At 73.6% G+C, this 14,074-nt stretch carries 14 protein-coding genes and 1 tRNA gene; 7 read left to right on the plus strand and 8 right to left on the minus strand.

The window, feature by feature from the left end; translation table 11 throughout:
- Positions 1–163: 163 nt before the first annotated feature.
- Positions 164–496 carry an antitoxin gene (locus LCD33_RS17700; protein WP_224960230.1) on the minus strand — a complete coding sequence of 111 codons (333 nt, stop codon included), beginning with the start codon at positions 494–496 and terminating at the stop codon, positions 164–166.
- A 211-nt stretch (positions 497–707) separates the two neighbouring features.
- On the opposite strand from LCD33_RS17700, the gene LCD33_RS17705 reads away from it, so the two are divergent.
- Complete coding sequence (locus LCD33_RS17705) at positions 708–878, plus strand: hypothetical protein (RefSeq protein ID WP_224960228.1); 171 nt, start codon at positions 708–710, stop codon at positions 876–878.
- 24 nt (positions 879–902) lie between these two features.
- Here the strand turns inward: LCD33_RS17705 and mscL are convergent, their stop codons facing one another.
- The 4 genes from mscL to LCD33_RS17725 form a co-directional block, all read right to left on the minus strand.
- The gene (mscL, locus tag LCD33_RS17710; RefSeq protein ID WP_224960226.1) at positions 903–1,394 is read right to left on the minus strand and encodes a large conductance mechanosensitive channel protein MscL; all 492 of its coding nucleotides are present in this window, start codon (positions 1,392–1,394) and stop codon (positions 903–905) included.
- 83 nt (positions 1,395–1,477) lie between these two features.
- Positions 1,478–2,266, minus strand: coding sequence for a Flp pilus assembly protein CpaB (locus LCD33_RS17715; protein ID WP_224967880.1), 789 nt, complete (start codon positions 2,264–2,266; stop codon positions 1,478–1,480).
- A gap of 201 nt (positions 2,267–2,467) precedes the next feature.
- A complete protein-coding gene (locus LCD33_RS17720) occupies positions 2,468–2,809 on the minus strand; it encodes an FmdB family zinc ribbon protein (RefSeq protein ID WP_224960222.1) in 342 nt (113 codons plus the stop codon).
- Positions 2,810–2,910: 101 nt separating this feature from the next.
- On the minus strand, positions 2,911–3,528 hold the full coding sequence (locus LCD33_RS17725) for a 5-formyltetrahydrofolate cyclo-ligase (protein WP_224960220.1): 618 nt from the start codon (positions 3,526–3,528) through the stop codon (positions 2,911–2,913).
- A 37-nt stretch (positions 3,529–3,565) separates the two neighbouring features.
- Between LCD33_RS17725 and LCD33_RS17730 the strand changes: the two genes are divergently transcribed.
- The 5 genes from LCD33_RS17730 (at position 3,566) to LCD33_RS17750 (ending at position 7,641) form a co-directional block, all read left to right on the plus strand.
- Positions 3,566–4,474: a UTP--glucose-1-phosphate uridylyltransferase gene (locus LCD33_RS17730; protein WP_224960217.1), complete on the plus strand. Its 909-nt coding sequence runs from the start codon at positions 3,566–3,568 to the stop codon at positions 4,472–4,474.
- 41 nt (positions 4,475–4,515) lie between these two features.
- Entirely contained in the window at positions 4,516–5,739 is a 1,224-nt protein-coding gene (glp, locus tag LCD33_RS17735) for a gephyrin-like molybdotransferase Glp (protein WP_224960215.1), read from the plus strand.
- Positions 5,740–5,747: 8 nt separating this feature from the next.
- Positions 5,748–6,410, plus strand: a complete 663-nt coding sequence (locus tag LCD33_RS17740) for a GNAT family N-acetyltransferase (protein WP_224960231.1) — start codon at positions 5,748–5,750, stop codon at positions 6,408–6,410.
- Between the two features lie 359 nt (positions 6,411–6,769).
- On the plus strand, positions 6,770–7,492 hold the full coding sequence (gene glpR, locus LCD33_RS17745; protein ID WP_255614452.1) for a gephyrin-like molybdotransferase receptor GlpR: 723 nt from the start codon (positions 6,770–6,772) through the stop codon (positions 7,490–7,492).
- A 76-nt stretch (positions 7,493–7,568) separates the two neighbouring features.
- Positions 7,569–7,641, plus strand: a tRNA-Ala gene (locus LCD33_RS17750).
- A 514-nt stretch (positions 7,642–8,155) separates the two neighbouring features.
- Here the strand turns inward: LCD33_RS17750 and LCD33_RS17755 are convergent.
- Together LCD33_RS17755 and LCD33_RS17760 are read right to left on the minus strand one after the other, a co-directional pair.
- Positions 8,156–9,280: a cysteine desulfurase family protein gene (locus LCD33_RS17755; protein WP_224967878.1), complete on the minus strand. Its 1,125-nt coding sequence runs from the start codon at positions 9,278–9,280 to the stop codon at positions 8,156–8,158.
- Positions 9,281–9,342: 62 nt separating this feature from the next.
- Positions 9,343–11,139: an FAD-binding dehydrogenase gene (locus LCD33_RS17760; protein ID WP_224960210.1), complete on the minus strand. Its 1,797-nt coding sequence runs from the start codon at positions 11,137–11,139 to the stop codon at positions 9,343–9,345.
- A gap of 188 nt (positions 11,140–11,327) precedes the next feature.
- On the opposite strand from LCD33_RS17760, the gene LCD33_RS17765 reads away from it, so the two are divergent.
- A complete protein-coding gene (locus LCD33_RS17765; protein ID WP_224978059.1) occupies positions 11,328–12,464 on the plus strand; it encodes a CdaR family transcriptional regulator in 1,137 nt (378 codons plus the stop codon).
- Here LCD33_RS17765 and LCD33_RS17770 read toward each other — a convergent pair whose 3' ends face one another.
- Positions 12,465–14,045: an FUSC family protein gene (locus LCD33_RS17770; RefSeq protein WP_224978060.1), complete on the minus strand. Its 1,581-nt coding sequence runs from the start codon at positions 14,043–14,045 to the stop codon at positions 12,465–12,467.
- Positions 14,046–14,074: the final 29 nt, after the last annotated feature.

Here is a 14,074-nt window from a genome sequence, read left to right on the forward strand (position 1 = left end):
CCGCGTCCTGGGGCCGCCGCCCCCCCCCCCCCCGCCCCCCCCCGCCCGCGCCCGCCCCCCCCCCCCCCCCCCCCCCCCCCCCCCCCCCCCCCCCCCCACCGCTCTGCTCGTGCTTCCGCCGCGCGGTCGGCCAGGCGGACCTCAGGGGCCCGCCGGTGCCGGATCAGGCCGAGGGGGTCCCGCCGGGCTGCGCCGGGCCGTCGCCGTCCGGCTTGCGCGGTGTCTCACCGGGCTGCTGGTCCGAGCCGGTGCCGGTCGAGCCGGTGCCGCCCTGCTGGGCGGAACCGCCGGAGGACTGCTGCTTGTTGAGCACGCCCTCGACCTTGCTGCTCACGTTCTCGATCTGGTCGTGGTACTTGCCGCCGGTGGCCTTGTCCAGCTTCGTCTTGGCGGCGTCCAGACCCTTGGTGGCGTTGGGGCCCGCCTTCTCGGCGAGCTCGCCCGCCTTGTCCTTGACCTGGTTGGCCAGGTCCTTCGCCTTGTCCAGGAAACTCATCCGTTGCCTCCAGGTGGCCGTGCCGCTGCGGGTGGCCGGGAGCGGGTGGCCGTGCCGGTCACGGCCGCGAAACCGGTGGGCACCGGCTCGTCCCGGCCGTCACCGGGAAGTCCCCGGGTGCTCGGCCATGGTCGCACCACGATCTTGGTGGAGGAAGCGGCCCACGGCATCCGGAGTCCGCGCATCCCCGGGATGGGGGGACGATGGAGGCATGACGGAGACCGAACGGCAGCGCAGGCGCCGCCTCGCCGAGATCTTCGGCGAGGTGCTCCCGCAGACCACCTCGGACGAGCGTTCCGAGGGGCCGGACCGCCGGGAAGGTGATCAGCGGGAGACCGAGCGCTGGTACCGGGAGAACCGCCCGCCGCACCACGGCGGCTGACGGGAGCCCGGAACCGCTCGCGGGTCAGTTCTTGCTGGCGCCGCCGTTGCCGCTCTGCGCCGACACCGAGGCGTTCGCGCCCACGGTCGTCTCGTCGTCGGAAGCGAGGCCCTTGACCGCGGGCAGGCCCTGGTCGCGGCGCAGCAGGTCGCGGATCTCCTGCAGCAGCTCCACGTCGGTCGGGTCGGCCGGGCCCTCTTCCTTGCCCTTCTTCCGCCGCTCCTGGATCTTCTGCATCGGCATCACGAACAGGAAGTAGACCACCGCGGCCGTGATCAGGAACGTGATGATCGAGTTGATCACCACGGCGAAGTCGATGACCGAGGCCTCGTTGCCGTCGATGATCTGGAACGACAGCCCGCGGACGTTCGCCCCGCCTGCCGCGGCGATCACGGGCTTGATGACGCTGGTCGTGACCGCGGTGACCAGCGCGGTGAACGCGCTGCCGACGACGACCGCGACCGCGAGGTCGATGACGTTGCCTCGCATCAAGAAGTCCTTGAAGCCCTTGAGCACGGCACTCTCCTTCGTTGAACTCGACGTGCCCGGGTCGGTCCCGGACGGGAGGGGGAGCCGCGGGAGCGCGTCCCGGCGGCTGCTCAGCGGAGCGTAACGGTCACCGAATGGATCAACGACGCTCCGGCCACCGCCGCAGCGCGCTGCTCCGGAACGCCCACGACCAGGAGTCGTCCCTGGTCCGCGCCGCTTCCGGTGGGGTGCACCGCCAGCACCGGTACCCGCTCGGCGAGCACCGTTCCGGGACCGGATCGTTCCTGGGGTGTGACCAGGTCCACTCGGGCCCCGGGGTGCAGCAGGTCGCCGACCCCGGGATCCGCGAGCCGCACCGGCACCGCGACCTGTCCGGGTGCGGCCGCGACCTCCGGTGGTCGTTCCGGTGCGGTGGCCAGCCGGACGTCGGTGAGCGGTTCGCCGTCCCGCACCGCGCCGCCGGGCGCCCGGCCCACCGCGGCGGCCGGATCGCGCAGCGCCCCGGGCGGCACCAGGTCGGCGGGCAGGTCGCGGTGCCGGAGGTCCGCGGCGTCGAGCGGCCTGCCGGGAGCGAGGTCGTGCGCCGCCACCACCACCCGCACCTGGCTGCCGGTGGCGGGCAGCAGTGCGAGCGCACCGGCCAGCACGAACAGCGCGACGGCCGCGATCCGGCGGGCGAGCAGCAGGCCGGAGCCGCGCGCCACCGGAGCTCGCGGCAGCAGCGCGGCCAACCGCTCCCGCGCGGTCGGCCCGAGGTCCCGGCCGGTGCGCCGCCGTCCGCGCGCCCGGAAGCGGCGCGTGTTCCCGCCGCGCCGGCCATGAGCACCGGATTCGCCCCTGCCCGTTCCGCCGTTCTCCCGCGGCCCCGTGGTTCCGGAGCCTCCGCGCCCACCGCTCATGGTCCCCTCCTCGCCCGCCATCGCCTGAGATCGACGTTAGGAGAGCGCGGGCAGCGCGGACAGGGTCGAGTTCGGAATCTGTGGATGGATCGCCGGCCTGTGGACAACTCCGCCGCGGAAGGGGGTGAAGCCGTGGTCAACGCAGAAAAAATCGCCGACTGCGACAGCGATCGGCGATCTCGGGAACCGGCGTGGAACGGATCAGGAAGCCGCGGCGGTGGTCGAGGAGGAACTCGACGAGGAGGACGACGAGGAAGCGGAGGACGACGAGGAACTCGACGACGAGTCCGAGGACGAGCTCGACGAACCGGACCCGGAGTCCCCGGACGACGAGGACGAGGTGGACGTCGAGGACGAGCCGGAGTTCGACCGGTTGTCCGTGCGGTAGAACCCGCTGCCCTTGAACACGATGCCCACCGCGTTGAACAGCTTCCGGAGCCGACCGGTGCACTGCGGGCACTCGGTCAGCGAGTCTTCGCTGAAGGACTGCACCGCCTCGAATCGGTGGTCGCACTCGGTGCAGGCGTACTGGTAGGTGGGCACGGCCGTCAACCTCCGGGCTTTTCATGGTATTGGCACTCGAATGGACAGAGTGCCAACACGATGATGCGCCATCTGAGGTGCCCAGCGCAAACACGCTTAGGTCACACCGCGTGCCCGCCGCCACCGCCACCGACTGCGACGAGCCCGCGACCAGGCGTGATCACCGCGTGCATCCGGACGTCGTGCTCCTCGCCGGGCAGCTCCGCCACGAACTCGGCGTCCCGCACCACCGCGATCAGCCGCGCGGCCGGATCCGCCAGCGGCAGCGACCGGTCGTAGTGCCCGGCTCCCCGGCCCAGCCGGACCCCGCGCTCGTCCACCGCCAGCGCGGGCACCAGCACCGCGTCGGCCGCCCCGAGCTCCGCCGCGCCCAGCCGCGGACCGTTCGGCTCCAGCAGCCCGTAGCGGGCCTGGTCCAGGGAATCCGCCCCGGTGTAGTCCGCCCAGTCCAGCGGCATCGCGCCGACCACCACCGGCAGCAGCACCCGGCAGCCCGCCGCCCGCAGCGCGTCCAGCAACGCCGTGGACCCGGGTTCGCCGCGCACCGGGACGTACGCCGCGACCACCCGCGGGCTGCACCGCTCGGCCCAGCCCAGCGCCGCCGAACGAAGTGACCCGGCCTCCGCTGATCGAGTGGTCTCGTCGATGGTCCTCCTGCGTTCTTCCAGGACGCGGCGCCATTCCGACTTGGATTGCCGTAGTTCTCCCAGCGAGGTCACAGCTCCACCATAGGTGCGACCGATAGGCTCCCAAGTCATGAACAGCGCTGCCAGCAACCCCGCGAACGCTGCGTTCCGCACCGCCATCGTGCCCGCCGCGGGCCTGGGGACCCGGTTCCTGCCGACCACCAAGGCCGTGCCCAAGGAACTGCTGCCCGTCGTGGACACCCCGGGGATCGAACTGGTGGCGACCGAGGCCGCCGAAGCGGGCGCCGAACGCCTCGTGATCGTGACCTCCCCGGACAAGAAGGCCGTCACCGACTACTTCCAGCCGGCGCCCGAACTGGAGGGCACGCTCCGCGAGCGCGGCAAGGACGCCCAGCTCGCCAAGGTGCGCCGGGCCCCCGAGCTGATCGCCGCCGAGACCGCGCTGCAGGAGGAGGCCCTCGGCCTCGGGCACGCGGTGAGCTGCGCCGAGCAGAACCTCACCGACGCCGACGACGCCGTCGCCGTGCTGCTGCCCGACGACCTCGTGCTGCCCCGCGGCGTCCTCGCCAAGATGGCCGAGACCCGCGCCCGCCACGGCGGCAGCGTGCTCTGCGCCTTCGACGTGCCCGACGACGAGGTCTCCTCGTACGGCGTCTTCGACGTCGCCGACACCGATGAGGACGACGTCAAGCAGGTCCGCGGCATGGTGGAGAAGCCCGCGCCGGCGGACGCCCCCTCCAGCCTCGCCGCCGCCGGTCGGTACCTCCTCGACCGGGCGGTCTTCGACGCGCTCAAGCGGATCGAACCCGGTGCCGGAGGTGAGCTGCAACTCACCGATGCCGTAGCGTTGCTGATCTCGGAGGGTCACCCGGTGCACGTGGTGGTGCACCGCGGCAAGCGACACGACTTGGGAAATCCTGGCGGTTTCCTCAAAGCTGCGGTGGACTTCGCCCTGGACGACCCCGAGTACGGGCCTGGTCTGCGGGACTGGCTCGGTGAACGGCTGAACAGGAGCTGACGGCGAGCGGCCTCGGCTCCACCTGGAAGAGGTCGAGTGCCATGAGGTCAGTGGACGAACAGCTCGCGCGTGTCCTCACCGCCGCGGTGCGGCCCGCGCCGGTGCGGGTGGCGATCTCCGAAGCGCAGGGACTGCTGTGCGCCGAGGAGATCGTGGCCGGTCAGGCACTTCCCGGATTCGACCAGGCCGCGGTGGACGGTTACGCCGTGCGCAGCGTCGACGTGCAGGACGCCGGGGACGGGACGCCGGTGCTGCCGGTGGTCGGCGAGATCACCTCCGGTTCCCGGCAGCCCCGCCGGCTGCAACCCGGTCAGGCGGTGCGGGTCACGGCGGGCGCTCCGCTGCCCACGCTGGCCGACGCCGTGGTGCCGCTGGACCGCACCGACGAGCACCCGGCGAAGGTCACCGTCCGCCAGGGCGTGCCCTCGGCGGCGTTCGTGCGGCGCGCGGGCGAGGACGTGCAGACCGGCGACCTCGCGGTGCGCCGCGGCTCGGCGATCGGGTCCGCGCAGGTGGGGCTGCTCGCGGCGGTCGGCAGGGACAAGGTGCTGGTGCACCCGCGGCCGCGGGTCTCGGTGCTGTCGCTGGGCGACGAGCTGGTCGACGTGGACCGCAGCCCGGGGCAGGGGCAGGTCTACGACGTGAACTCCTACGCGCTGGCCGCCGCCGCCCGCGACGCCGGTGCGGAGGTCACCCGGGTGGGCATCGTGAGCACCGAGCCCAAGCGGTTGCGCGAGGTCGTGGAGGGCCGGTTGCTGCTCTCCGAAATCGTGGTGATCTCCGGCGGGGTCGGCGGGGCGCTCGGCGGCGAGGTGCGCTCGGCGCTGGGCGACCTGGGCGAGCTCGACGCGACGCGGGTCGCGATGCAGCCGGGTTCCATGCAGGCCTTCGGTCGGCTCGGGCCGGACGAGGTGCCGACCTTCCTGCTGCCCGGCAACGCGGTGAGCGCGCTGGTGGTCTTCGAGGTGCTCGTGCGGCCGCTGATCCGCTCCGCGCTGGGCCGCGGCAACCCGCACCGCCGGACCGTGACGGCGAACCTGCTCTCGCCGGTGACCTCGACCGCGGGCCGCCGCGGCTTCCTGCGGGGGCAGCTGCTGCGCGACCCGGAGACCGACTCCTACCTGGTCCAGCCGCTGGGGACCTCCGGCTCGCACCTGCTGGCGTCGTTGGCCGAGGCGAACTGCCTGATCCTGGTCGACGAGGACGTCACCGAGGTCGGCACCGGCGAGGACGTCCAGGTCCGGTTCCTGTCCCAGCGGGCGTGACCCGCTCGATGTCCGAGGAGGCCGAGCCGCTCTTCCCGTCCCGCCACCCCGGCTGGCCGGCGCGACCGGGGCCGCTGCTGGTGCCCGCGGGCGCGGTCGAGCTGCGTCCGCCGCGGCTGCGGGACGCCACGGCGTGGAGCGGGCTGCGGTTGCGGGACCGGGTGTACCTGCAGCGCTGGGAGCCGACGACGGTCGGCGACTGGCGGGACCGCAACGCGGTGCTGGCCTGGCCCGCGCAGTGGAGCGCGTTGCGCGGCCTGGCGCGGCGCGGGCAGGCGCTGCCGTTCGCGATCTCGGTGGACGGCCGGTTCGCCGGGCAGCTGACGGTCGGCAACGTGGTGCGCGGCGCGCTGCGCTCGGCGTGGATCGGCTACTGGGTCGCGGAGGACGTGTCCGGGGGCGGGATCGCGACCGCGGCGGTGGCGCTGGCGGTGGACCACTGCTTCGGTCCGGCGGGGCTGCACCGGCTGGAGGCGACGGTCCGGCCGGAGAACTCGCCGAGCGTGCGGGTGCTGGAGAAGGCCGGGTTCCGACGCGAGGGGCTGTTCGAGCGCTACCTCGACGTCGAGGGCGCGTGGCGGGACCACTACGTCTACGGGCTCACCGTCGAGGACCGGCCGGAGGGGGCCGCGGCCGCGCTGGTCCGCAGCGGACGAGCCCGGTACGCCTGACCCGATCGGGAGATCTTCGCCGCACCCAGCGGCCGGGAGCGGTGCTCACCGGGGCCGAGACCTCCGTCACCGCGCCTCGACGCCTCGTCCCTCGTCCGAGTGTATTTCCGCTGTTCCCAGGCGCGTGGAGGCCGACACGCCGGGGCATCGCGTCCCTTCCCTGATGCCGCCCGTGCGTTTTTCTGCCTTCAGGACGAAACGAAATCGGAACGGCGTGGCTCAGAGACAGATGTGACAGAAGTGGCTAGCGTGGCGGTCGCAGCAGTGTGCGGCAGGCAGCCAGGGGGAGGTGGCGAGGCGTGCCCAGTTCTTTGATCTTCGCGGCGCTTGCGGCGGCGTGGTTGGTGGTTCTGGTCCCGATGTTCGCCCGTCGCCGGCAGGAAGTGTCCAAGACGACGGACTCGGCACTGGCGGCGCGCGTGGTTCGCAGGGGAAGCGATCGGTCCGTGACCGGCGGAACGGATAGGGCGCAGGAGGCGTACGGCATGGCCGACACCGACCGGCACGAGGACGACGACCGCGACGAGATCGACGAGTACGACGAGGTCGACGAGCAGGACGAGGACCAGCGGCGCCGCGTGCACAGCGACGACGTCCGCGCCGGACGCCGCTACCGGCCCGGCCGAGGTGGCTACGACCCGGAGGCCGCGGCGCTCGCGGCCCGCACCAAGTACGCCCGCAGGCAACGGATCACGATCGCGATGGTGCTCACCGCGATCGCCACCGCGCTGGTCGCGGCGCTCGCGTGGACCGCAGCCTGGTGGCTGCACGCGGTCGTGGACCTCGCCATCGTCGGCTACCTCACCTACCTGCGCCGCCAGGTCCGCATCGAGCAGGACATCCGGGAGCGCAGGCTCGCGCGGATGTCCGCGCTGCGGGAGGAAGAGGACGAGGACGACGAGCTGGAGTACGGCGAGCCCGCGCTCGACGAGTACGACGAGCGGGACGAGTTCGAGGCACCCCGCGGTCCGGCTCCGCGCAACACCGGAGCGGTCGTCGTGGAGATTGACGACGAGGACCCGATGTTCGACGAGCTCGACGAGCGGACCTGGCAGCCGTACCGCCGTGCGGTGGGCGAATAGGTTCCGCGCCCCCTTCGGGAGGGGGGTGTGCGGAGTGCTGTTGGGGCCCTGCTAAGCTACAACAGCACTCAGGCAAGGGGCTGTAGCGCAGTTGGTAGCGCGTCTCGTTCGCATCGAGAAGGTCAGGGGTTCGATTCCCCTCAGCTCCACGCAATAGGAGGCTCGCGCTCGCGGAGAGCGCGAGCTTTTTGCGTTCCGCGTGTTTATCGCGGGGGCCGCCCCCCCGCGGACCCCCACGGTGCGGTGGTCGCTTTTCGTTGGTTCCTGACGTTGTGGAGCGTTCCTGGTCTGCTCACTGACCAGCGGTTTTGTGTTCGAGTAAGCTCCCGCAACCTCCACGGAAGAGCCCGGTCGACGCATTCGCGTCTTCCGGGCTTTTTTCGTTCGTACGGGGGCCGAGTCCCCGTAGGCCCCCACGGTGCGGTGGTGGGATGGGGCGGTTCGCCGCGGTGGGGCGAGTTCCCCCGCCTGCTCACATTGACGGAGTCCGGTCGACGCCGGTGCGTCTTCCAGGCTCCTTTTTCGGGCGGGGACGGGCTCCGCAGGTCTCGCGGGTGGGTTCGCCGTCCGCTCGGCCTCCGGGCGGAGTCCGGGGACGTTGTTGCGTCTTCGGCATTCTTCTCGTTCGCCGGGCGGTGATCGTCGTCCACTTCGGATGGACGGTCAGGCCGGGCCGCGAGCGGAGTTCGCGAGTTCGTCGGCCGCGCGGTCGACCTCGGCGAGCGTGGTCCCGCGGCCCACTGACAGGCGCAGGGCGCCCAGGGCGAGGTCCGCGTCCAGCCCGGTCGCGAGCAGCGCGGCCGACGGCGTGCGGGTGCCCGCGTGGCAAGCGCTGCCCGTGGCGGCCGCGACACCCGGCGCACCGGCGAGCACCTCCGCGCCGACCCGGCCCGGGACGACGACCAGCAGCGTGTTCGGCAACGCCTCCTCGGCAGGGCTGATCCGGAGCAACCCGGGCAGTCGCGCGGCGAGCCGGTCCCACAACCGCTCTCGCAGCCGGGTCTGCCGCACCCGTTCCGCGTCCAGCAGCGTTCCGGCGAGTTCGGCGGCGGAGCCCAGCGCGACGATCCCCGGCACGTTCTCGGTGCCCGGCCGGATCCCGCCTTCCTGCCCGGCGCCCAGCAGCACCGGGGCGATCGAGGTGCCGCGGCGCAGGTAGAGCGCGCCGACGCCCTTCGGGGCGCAGAACTTGTGCCCGGCGACGCTGAGCAGGTCCACGCCGAGCTCGTCGACGGACACCGGGATCTTGCCGACGGCTTGGGCCGCGTCGGCGTGCGCCAGCCCACCTCGGGAGCGGATCTCCTCGGCGAAGCCGCGCACCGGCTGGACGGTGCCGGTCTCGTTGTGCGCCAGGACCAGCGTGCCCAGTCCGACCTCGCCGGGTGGCATCCGGTCCAGCGCGATGCGCGCCTGCGCGTCCACCGGCAGCTGGTCCACCCGCCAGCCGCGGTGGCGGCGCAGGTGGGCCAGCGGTGCGGTCGTGGCCGGGTGCTCGACGGCGGAGGTCACCGCGAGCTCGGTGCGGGCCAGGGCGGCCGCGCCCCGGATCGCGAGGTTGTTCGCCTCGGTGCCGCCGGAGGTGAAGACGATCTCGTCGGGGTGCGCGCCGAGGAGGGCGGCGAGCTGCTCGCGCGCGTGCTCGACGGCCTTGCGCGCCCGCTGGCCCTGCGCGGTCGTGCTGGACGGGTTGCCGAACACCTCGGTGAGGTGCGGCCACATCGCCTCGGCGACCTCGCGCGCGATCGGCGTCGTGGCGTTGTGGTCCAGGTAGATCGCGTCGTCGGTCATCCGCCCTCCCGGTGCTCGCGCCACGATCCTTCGCCGTGGCGCCCAGGTTCGCAGGCCGCGGCTCAGGCGCTCTCGGCAGCCGCGGCGCGCCCGGCCTGCCTGCCGGAGAACAGGCAGCCGCCGAGGAACGTGCCCTCCAGCGCCCGGTAGCCGTGCACGCCACCGCCGCCGAACCCGGAGACCTCGCCCGCCGCGTACAGCCCGGGGACCGGTTCGCCGGAGGTGCCGAGCACGCGGCCGGACAGGTCGGTCTGCAACCCGCCGAGGGTCTTGCGGGTGAGGATGTTCATCCGGATCGCGATCAGCGGTCCCGCCGCCGGGTCGAGGATCTTGTGCAGCGGGGTGGTGCGCACCAGGCTGTCGCCGATGTAGGCCAGGGAGTTCCGGACGCCCATGATCTGCAGGTCCTTGGTGAACGGGTTGTCGACCTGCCCGTCCCGCAGCTCGACCTGCGCGCGCAGCTCGGCCGCGTCGATCAGATCCGCCCCGGCGAGCCGGTTCATGCCGACGACCAGCTCGTCGAGGTCGTCGGCGACGACGAAGTCCTCGCCGTCGTCCAGGAACGCCTTGACCGGCGGCGGGGTGTCGTTGAACAGGCGGCTCGCCAGGTAGGCGGCGAGGTCCTTGCGGGTGAGCTCCGGGTTCTGCTCGGACCCGGACAGCACGAACTCCTTGTCGATGATCCGCTTGTTGAGCACGAACCAGGAGTGGTCGTGCCCGCTGCGCTGGATCAGTTCGAGGGTGCCGAGGGTGTCGTAGCTGGGCACGCCGGGGTTCGGGAAGCGGCGGCCGTTCGCGTCGAACCACAGCGAGGACGGGGCGGCGAGGACGCGGATGCCGTGCCCGGGCCAGATCGGGCTGTGGTTGATCATGCCTTCGGTGTAGTGCCACATCCGGTCGCGGTTGACCAGCCGGGCTCCCGCGGCCTCCGAGATGCCGAGCATCCGGCCGTCCACGTGCGCGGGAACCCCGGTGATCAGGCGTTCGGGCGGGGTGCCGAGCCGGGACGGCCAGTTGGCGCGGATCAGGTCGTGGTTCGCGCCGATGCCGCCGGAGGTGACGATCACGATGGGCGCGCGCAGCTCGAACCTCCCGATCTCGGTGCGGGAGCTGGGCGTGCCGCGCGGGGCGTCGCTGGGTTCGAGCACGCCGCCGCGCACGCCGTCCACGGCGCCACCGGTGGTGCTGAGCTCGTCGACGCGGTGCCGGAACCGGAAGGTGACCTTGCCGTCGGCCGCCGCCTCCCGCACCAGCTTCTCGAACGGTTCCACCACCCCGGGGCCGGTGCCGAGGGTGAGGTGGAACCGCGGCACCGAGTTGCCGGGGCCGTCGGCGAGCTGCCCGCCGCGCTCCGCCCAGCCGACGACCGGTACCCAGGAGACCCCGAGCCCGGACAACCAGGACCGCTTCTCCCCGTTGGCGAACTGCAGGTAGGCCTCGGCCCAGCGCGCCGCCCAGTGGTCCTCGCCCGCCGGGTCGTCGACGCCGCGGTCGAAGCCCGCGGTGGAGAACCAGTCGGCGCGGGCGAGTTCGAGGGAGTCCTTGATGCCCGCCGCCCGCTGCTCGGGGGAGTCGATGAACAGCAGCCCGCCGAGGGACCAGAACGCCTGGCCGCCGAGGCTCGCCTCCGGTTCCTGGTCGACGAGCAGCACGCGGCGCCCGGCGGCGACCAGCTCGGCGGTGGCGACGAGCCCGGCGAGACCCGCTCCGACGACGATGGCGTCCGCGTCGGCGCCGGGTGCCGCGCCCGCGCTGCCGGGGGACGTCGCGATGCCGGCCAGTGCACCGCCCGCGGCCAGCGCGCTCCCCGCGGCCAGGACGTCGCGGCGGGGGATTCCGCGGTCTGCTGACGAACTCATCGGCGAGTCCTCCACATCGAGGTCGGCGAACGGGTGGTGATCTTCTCGAACCGGCCGGGAATTTTGTTACTTTCCAGTAGTCGAGAGCGAACCAGATGCCCGCCCGGCGCCGGTAGAGGTCGCCGTCCAACCCCGGGCGGCCGCGTTGTACCCCGGCACAACGAGCACGACGACGTCTCGAAGGACTCATGGACGAGCGGATGACCGCGATCGCGCTGCGGGTGATGACCGCGCTGGCCGCCGACGAGGAGGTCGTGGCGCGGGTCGCCGCGGCGGCCCGGCGCGGCTCACCGGACGTGGCGCGGCTGCCGGAGGAGGAGAACCGCAGGCACGTCGCGACCGTGCTGGTCGGCGGCACCGCGCACCTGGCGCGGGGCGGGACGCAGGACGCGGCCGGGGTGTCGGTGGCCCGCGCGCTGGGCGCGGACCGCGCGTTGCAGGGGGTGCCGATCGCCTCGCTGCTGCGCGGGGTGTACGCCGGTCGCACCGAGCTGGTCCGGGCCGGTGTGGAGCTGGCGCGCGGGATGGGCGTGGCCGATGCGGTGATCCTGGAGCTGGTGGTGGTCGTCGACCACTACGTCGCCACCGCCGAGCGGGACATCGTCGGTGGTTATCGCGCGGCCGAGCTGGACCTGTCCCGCACGGTGTGGGACCTGCACGCGCGGGTGCTGGGGGCGCTGTTCGCGTCCGGGGACCTGCCGGGGCGTGCGGAGCTGGAGCGCGCCGGGTTGAGCCGGGCGGAGCGCTACCACTGCGTGGTCACCGAGATCACCGATCCGGTGCTGGCCAGGGGCGTGGAGCGCAGCTTGGACGGGGTGTTCGGCCTGGTGGAGGGCCGCCTGGCGGGCCTGGCGCGGCGGTTGTCGCCGCTGCCGGGGGAGGAGGCGCTGTTCGTGTGCTCCCCGGCGCTGCCGCTGGCGGAGGTGGGCCGGGCGTACCCGGCGTGCGTGCGGGCGCTCGGCGTGGCTGCCGCCTCCGGTGATCGGGGCGTGCGGATGGTGGCGGACCTGGCGGTGGAGGCGGCGCTGGCCGCGCAGCCGGAGCTGGCGGCGACCGTGGCCGGGGAGCTGCTGGGCGCGCTCGACCCGGGCAACGCGTTCCACCGGGAGCTGGCGGGGACGGCGCTGTGCTACCTGGACCACGGCAGGCGGGTGCGGGCGGCGGCGGACGCCCTGCACGTTCACGTGAACACGGTGCGCTACCGGTTGGAGCGGTTGGCGGAGCTCACCGGGACCGGGGTGCACGACGCGCCGCGGGCGGACCGGTCGCACGTGGTGGACACCGCGGGCACCTGGTGGGCGTTGCGCACCTGGCTCGGGCGGTGATCAGGCGCGGCGGGCGTCCAGCCGGGCGTAGGCCGCGCGCGAGGTGGTGAGCAGCGCTTCCGTGGGCAGCAGCGCGGGCCGGATCTCGCCCGCCGCCTGCTCGTAGGCCTCGTGCAGCTCGACGAGGGCGCCGCGCAGCGCCGGCGGGTGCACGGGTTCGGCGGTGCTGAGCGCCCGCACCCGCGCCAGCGCGGTGTGCACCCGGGACAGCCAGGCGCGGTTGGGCAGCGACCAGGCGGCGGCGACGGCGACCGCGGCGCCGAGCAGCGTCGTCCAGAACCGGTTCGCGGCCAGCGCGCCCGGGTCGGCGGGGGTGCCGAGCGCGCTGACCAGCAGCGCGACCGGGGTCGCGAACAGCAGCCCGAGGCCGTAGTTGATCGTCACCGTCATCTCGGCGCCCCACTGCAGCAGCACGAGCACGACCAGCAGCACCCACAGCGTCGGCTGCGCGCCGAGCACCGCGGCGCCGACGAGCACGCCGAACACGGTGCCGGTGACGCGTTGCAGCATCCGCGGGACGGAGGTGGCGGTGCTGGTGGCCTGCAGCACCGACACCGCGGACACCGCCGCCCAGTAGGCGTGCCCGAAGCCGAGCAGGTCGGCGATCGTCCCGGCGAGCAGCGCGGCGGTGAACACGCGGAGGCCGTGCGGCAGCAGCCAGGACCCGCCGCGGCGGGGCCGGAGGGCGGCGCGCAGCACGTCGCGGATGACCGGCCAGCGGGAGGCGGGCGGCGGGGCGAGCACACCGCCGCCCGCCGGGTGCAGTTCGGGCAGCGGTTCGCCCGCCGCCGCGGCGACCGCGGCGGCCCGCAGCTCGGCGGGGGTGATCTCGGGCGCGCCGGGGGTCAGCAGCAGTTCGCAGGCGTGCACCGCGCGTACCAGGTCGCGGTGTTCGGCGGTGTCCCGGTGCCGCTCGCCGACGAGCGCGAGGCCGTTCCACGCGGCGTCGACGGCCACCGCGGCCTGGTGCCGCGCGGTCAGGTCGGTGCGCGCGGCGAGCGCGGTGGCGGTGGCGTTCAGCGCGGTGGCGGCGGCCCGGCGCTGCGGGGTGAGGCCGATGACGGCGGCGCCCGCGACGTTCACCGTCCAGGCGAACGCGGCGCACAGCGCGGCGACGGCGAGGTGCGGGCCGAGGTCGGCGGTCGTCAGCGGCAGGTGCGCGCACGCCCCGGCGGCGAATGCGAAGATCAATCCGCCGGGCGGCCCGACCTTGACGGCCGCGCAGATCACGGTGGCCGCGGCTCCGACGAACGCGGTGGCCGCCAGCGCCACCACCTCGTGCGCCGGGGTACCACCCGCGTACACCGCGATCAGCTCGCCGACGGCGACGGCGAGCACCATGCCCACCGCCACCGCACCGAGCGTCCTGGCGTGCCGGTAGTAGGGCTCGGCGCGGCCGTAGACGCTGCTCAGCGCCCCGAACACGGCGGCGGGCAGCAGGTCGAGGCGGTCGGTGAGCAGCAGCAGGACCAGCGGGACGGCCATCGCCAGCAGCGTGCGGGCGGCGGGCCAGAGGAACGGACCGTGCAGCCGGAACCGGTACGCGTCGGGCAGGTTGCGGGTGAGCACGGTTCCGGGCATAACACCAGTGTAGGAAAAGTAGTTTACTA

Source organism: Saccharopolyspora sp. 7B (genome assembly GCF_020177435.1).
Lineage (GTDB): Bacteria > Actinomycetota > Actinomycetes > Mycobacteriales > Pseudonocardiaceae > Saccharopolyspora_C > Saccharopolyspora_C gregorii.

Coding starts and splice junctions, on each gene's coding strand:
- LCD33_RS17715 (WP_224967880.1), bottom strand. CDS start 2,266: ATGAGCGGTGGGCGCGGAGGCTCCGGAACCACGGGGCCGCGGGAGAAC.
- LCD33_RS17700 (WP_224960230.1), bottom strand. CDS start 496: ATGAGTTTCCTGGACAAGGCGAAGGACCTGGCCAACCAGGTCAAGGAC.
- LCD33_RS17705 (WP_224960228.1), top strand. CDS start 708: ATGACGGAGACCGAACGGCAGCGCAGGCGCCGCCTCGCCGAGATCTTC.
- LCD33_RS17765 (WP_224978059.1), top strand. CDS start 11,328: ATGGACGAGCGGATGACCGCGATCGCGCTGCGGGTGATGACCGCGCTG.
- glp (WP_224960215.1), top strand. CDS start 4,516: ATGAGGTCAGTGGACGAACAGCTCGCGCGTGTCCTCACCGCCGCGGTG.
- LCD33_RS17730 (WP_224960217.1), top strand. CDS start 3,566: ATGAACAGCGCTGCCAGCAACCCCGCGAACGCTGCGTTCCGCACCGCC.
- LCD33_RS17740 (WP_224960231.1), top strand. CDS start 5,748: ATGTCCGAGGAGGCCGAGCCGCTCTTCCCGTCCCGCCACCCCGGCTGG.
- LCD33_RS17755 (WP_224967878.1), bottom strand. CDS start 9,280: ATGACCGACGACGCGATCTACCTGGACCACAACGCCACGACGCCGATC.
- glpR (WP_255614452.1), top strand. CDS start 6,770: ATGTTCGCCCGTCGCCGGCAGGAAGTGTCCAAGACGACGGACTCGGCA.
- LCD33_RS17760 (WP_224960210.1), bottom strand. CDS start 11,139: ATGAGTTCGTCAGCAGACCGCGGAATCCCCCGCCGCGACGTCCTGGCC.
- LCD33_RS17770 (WP_224978060.1), bottom strand. CDS start 14,045: ATGCCCGGAACCGTGCTCACCCGCAACCTGCCCGACGCGTACCGGTTC.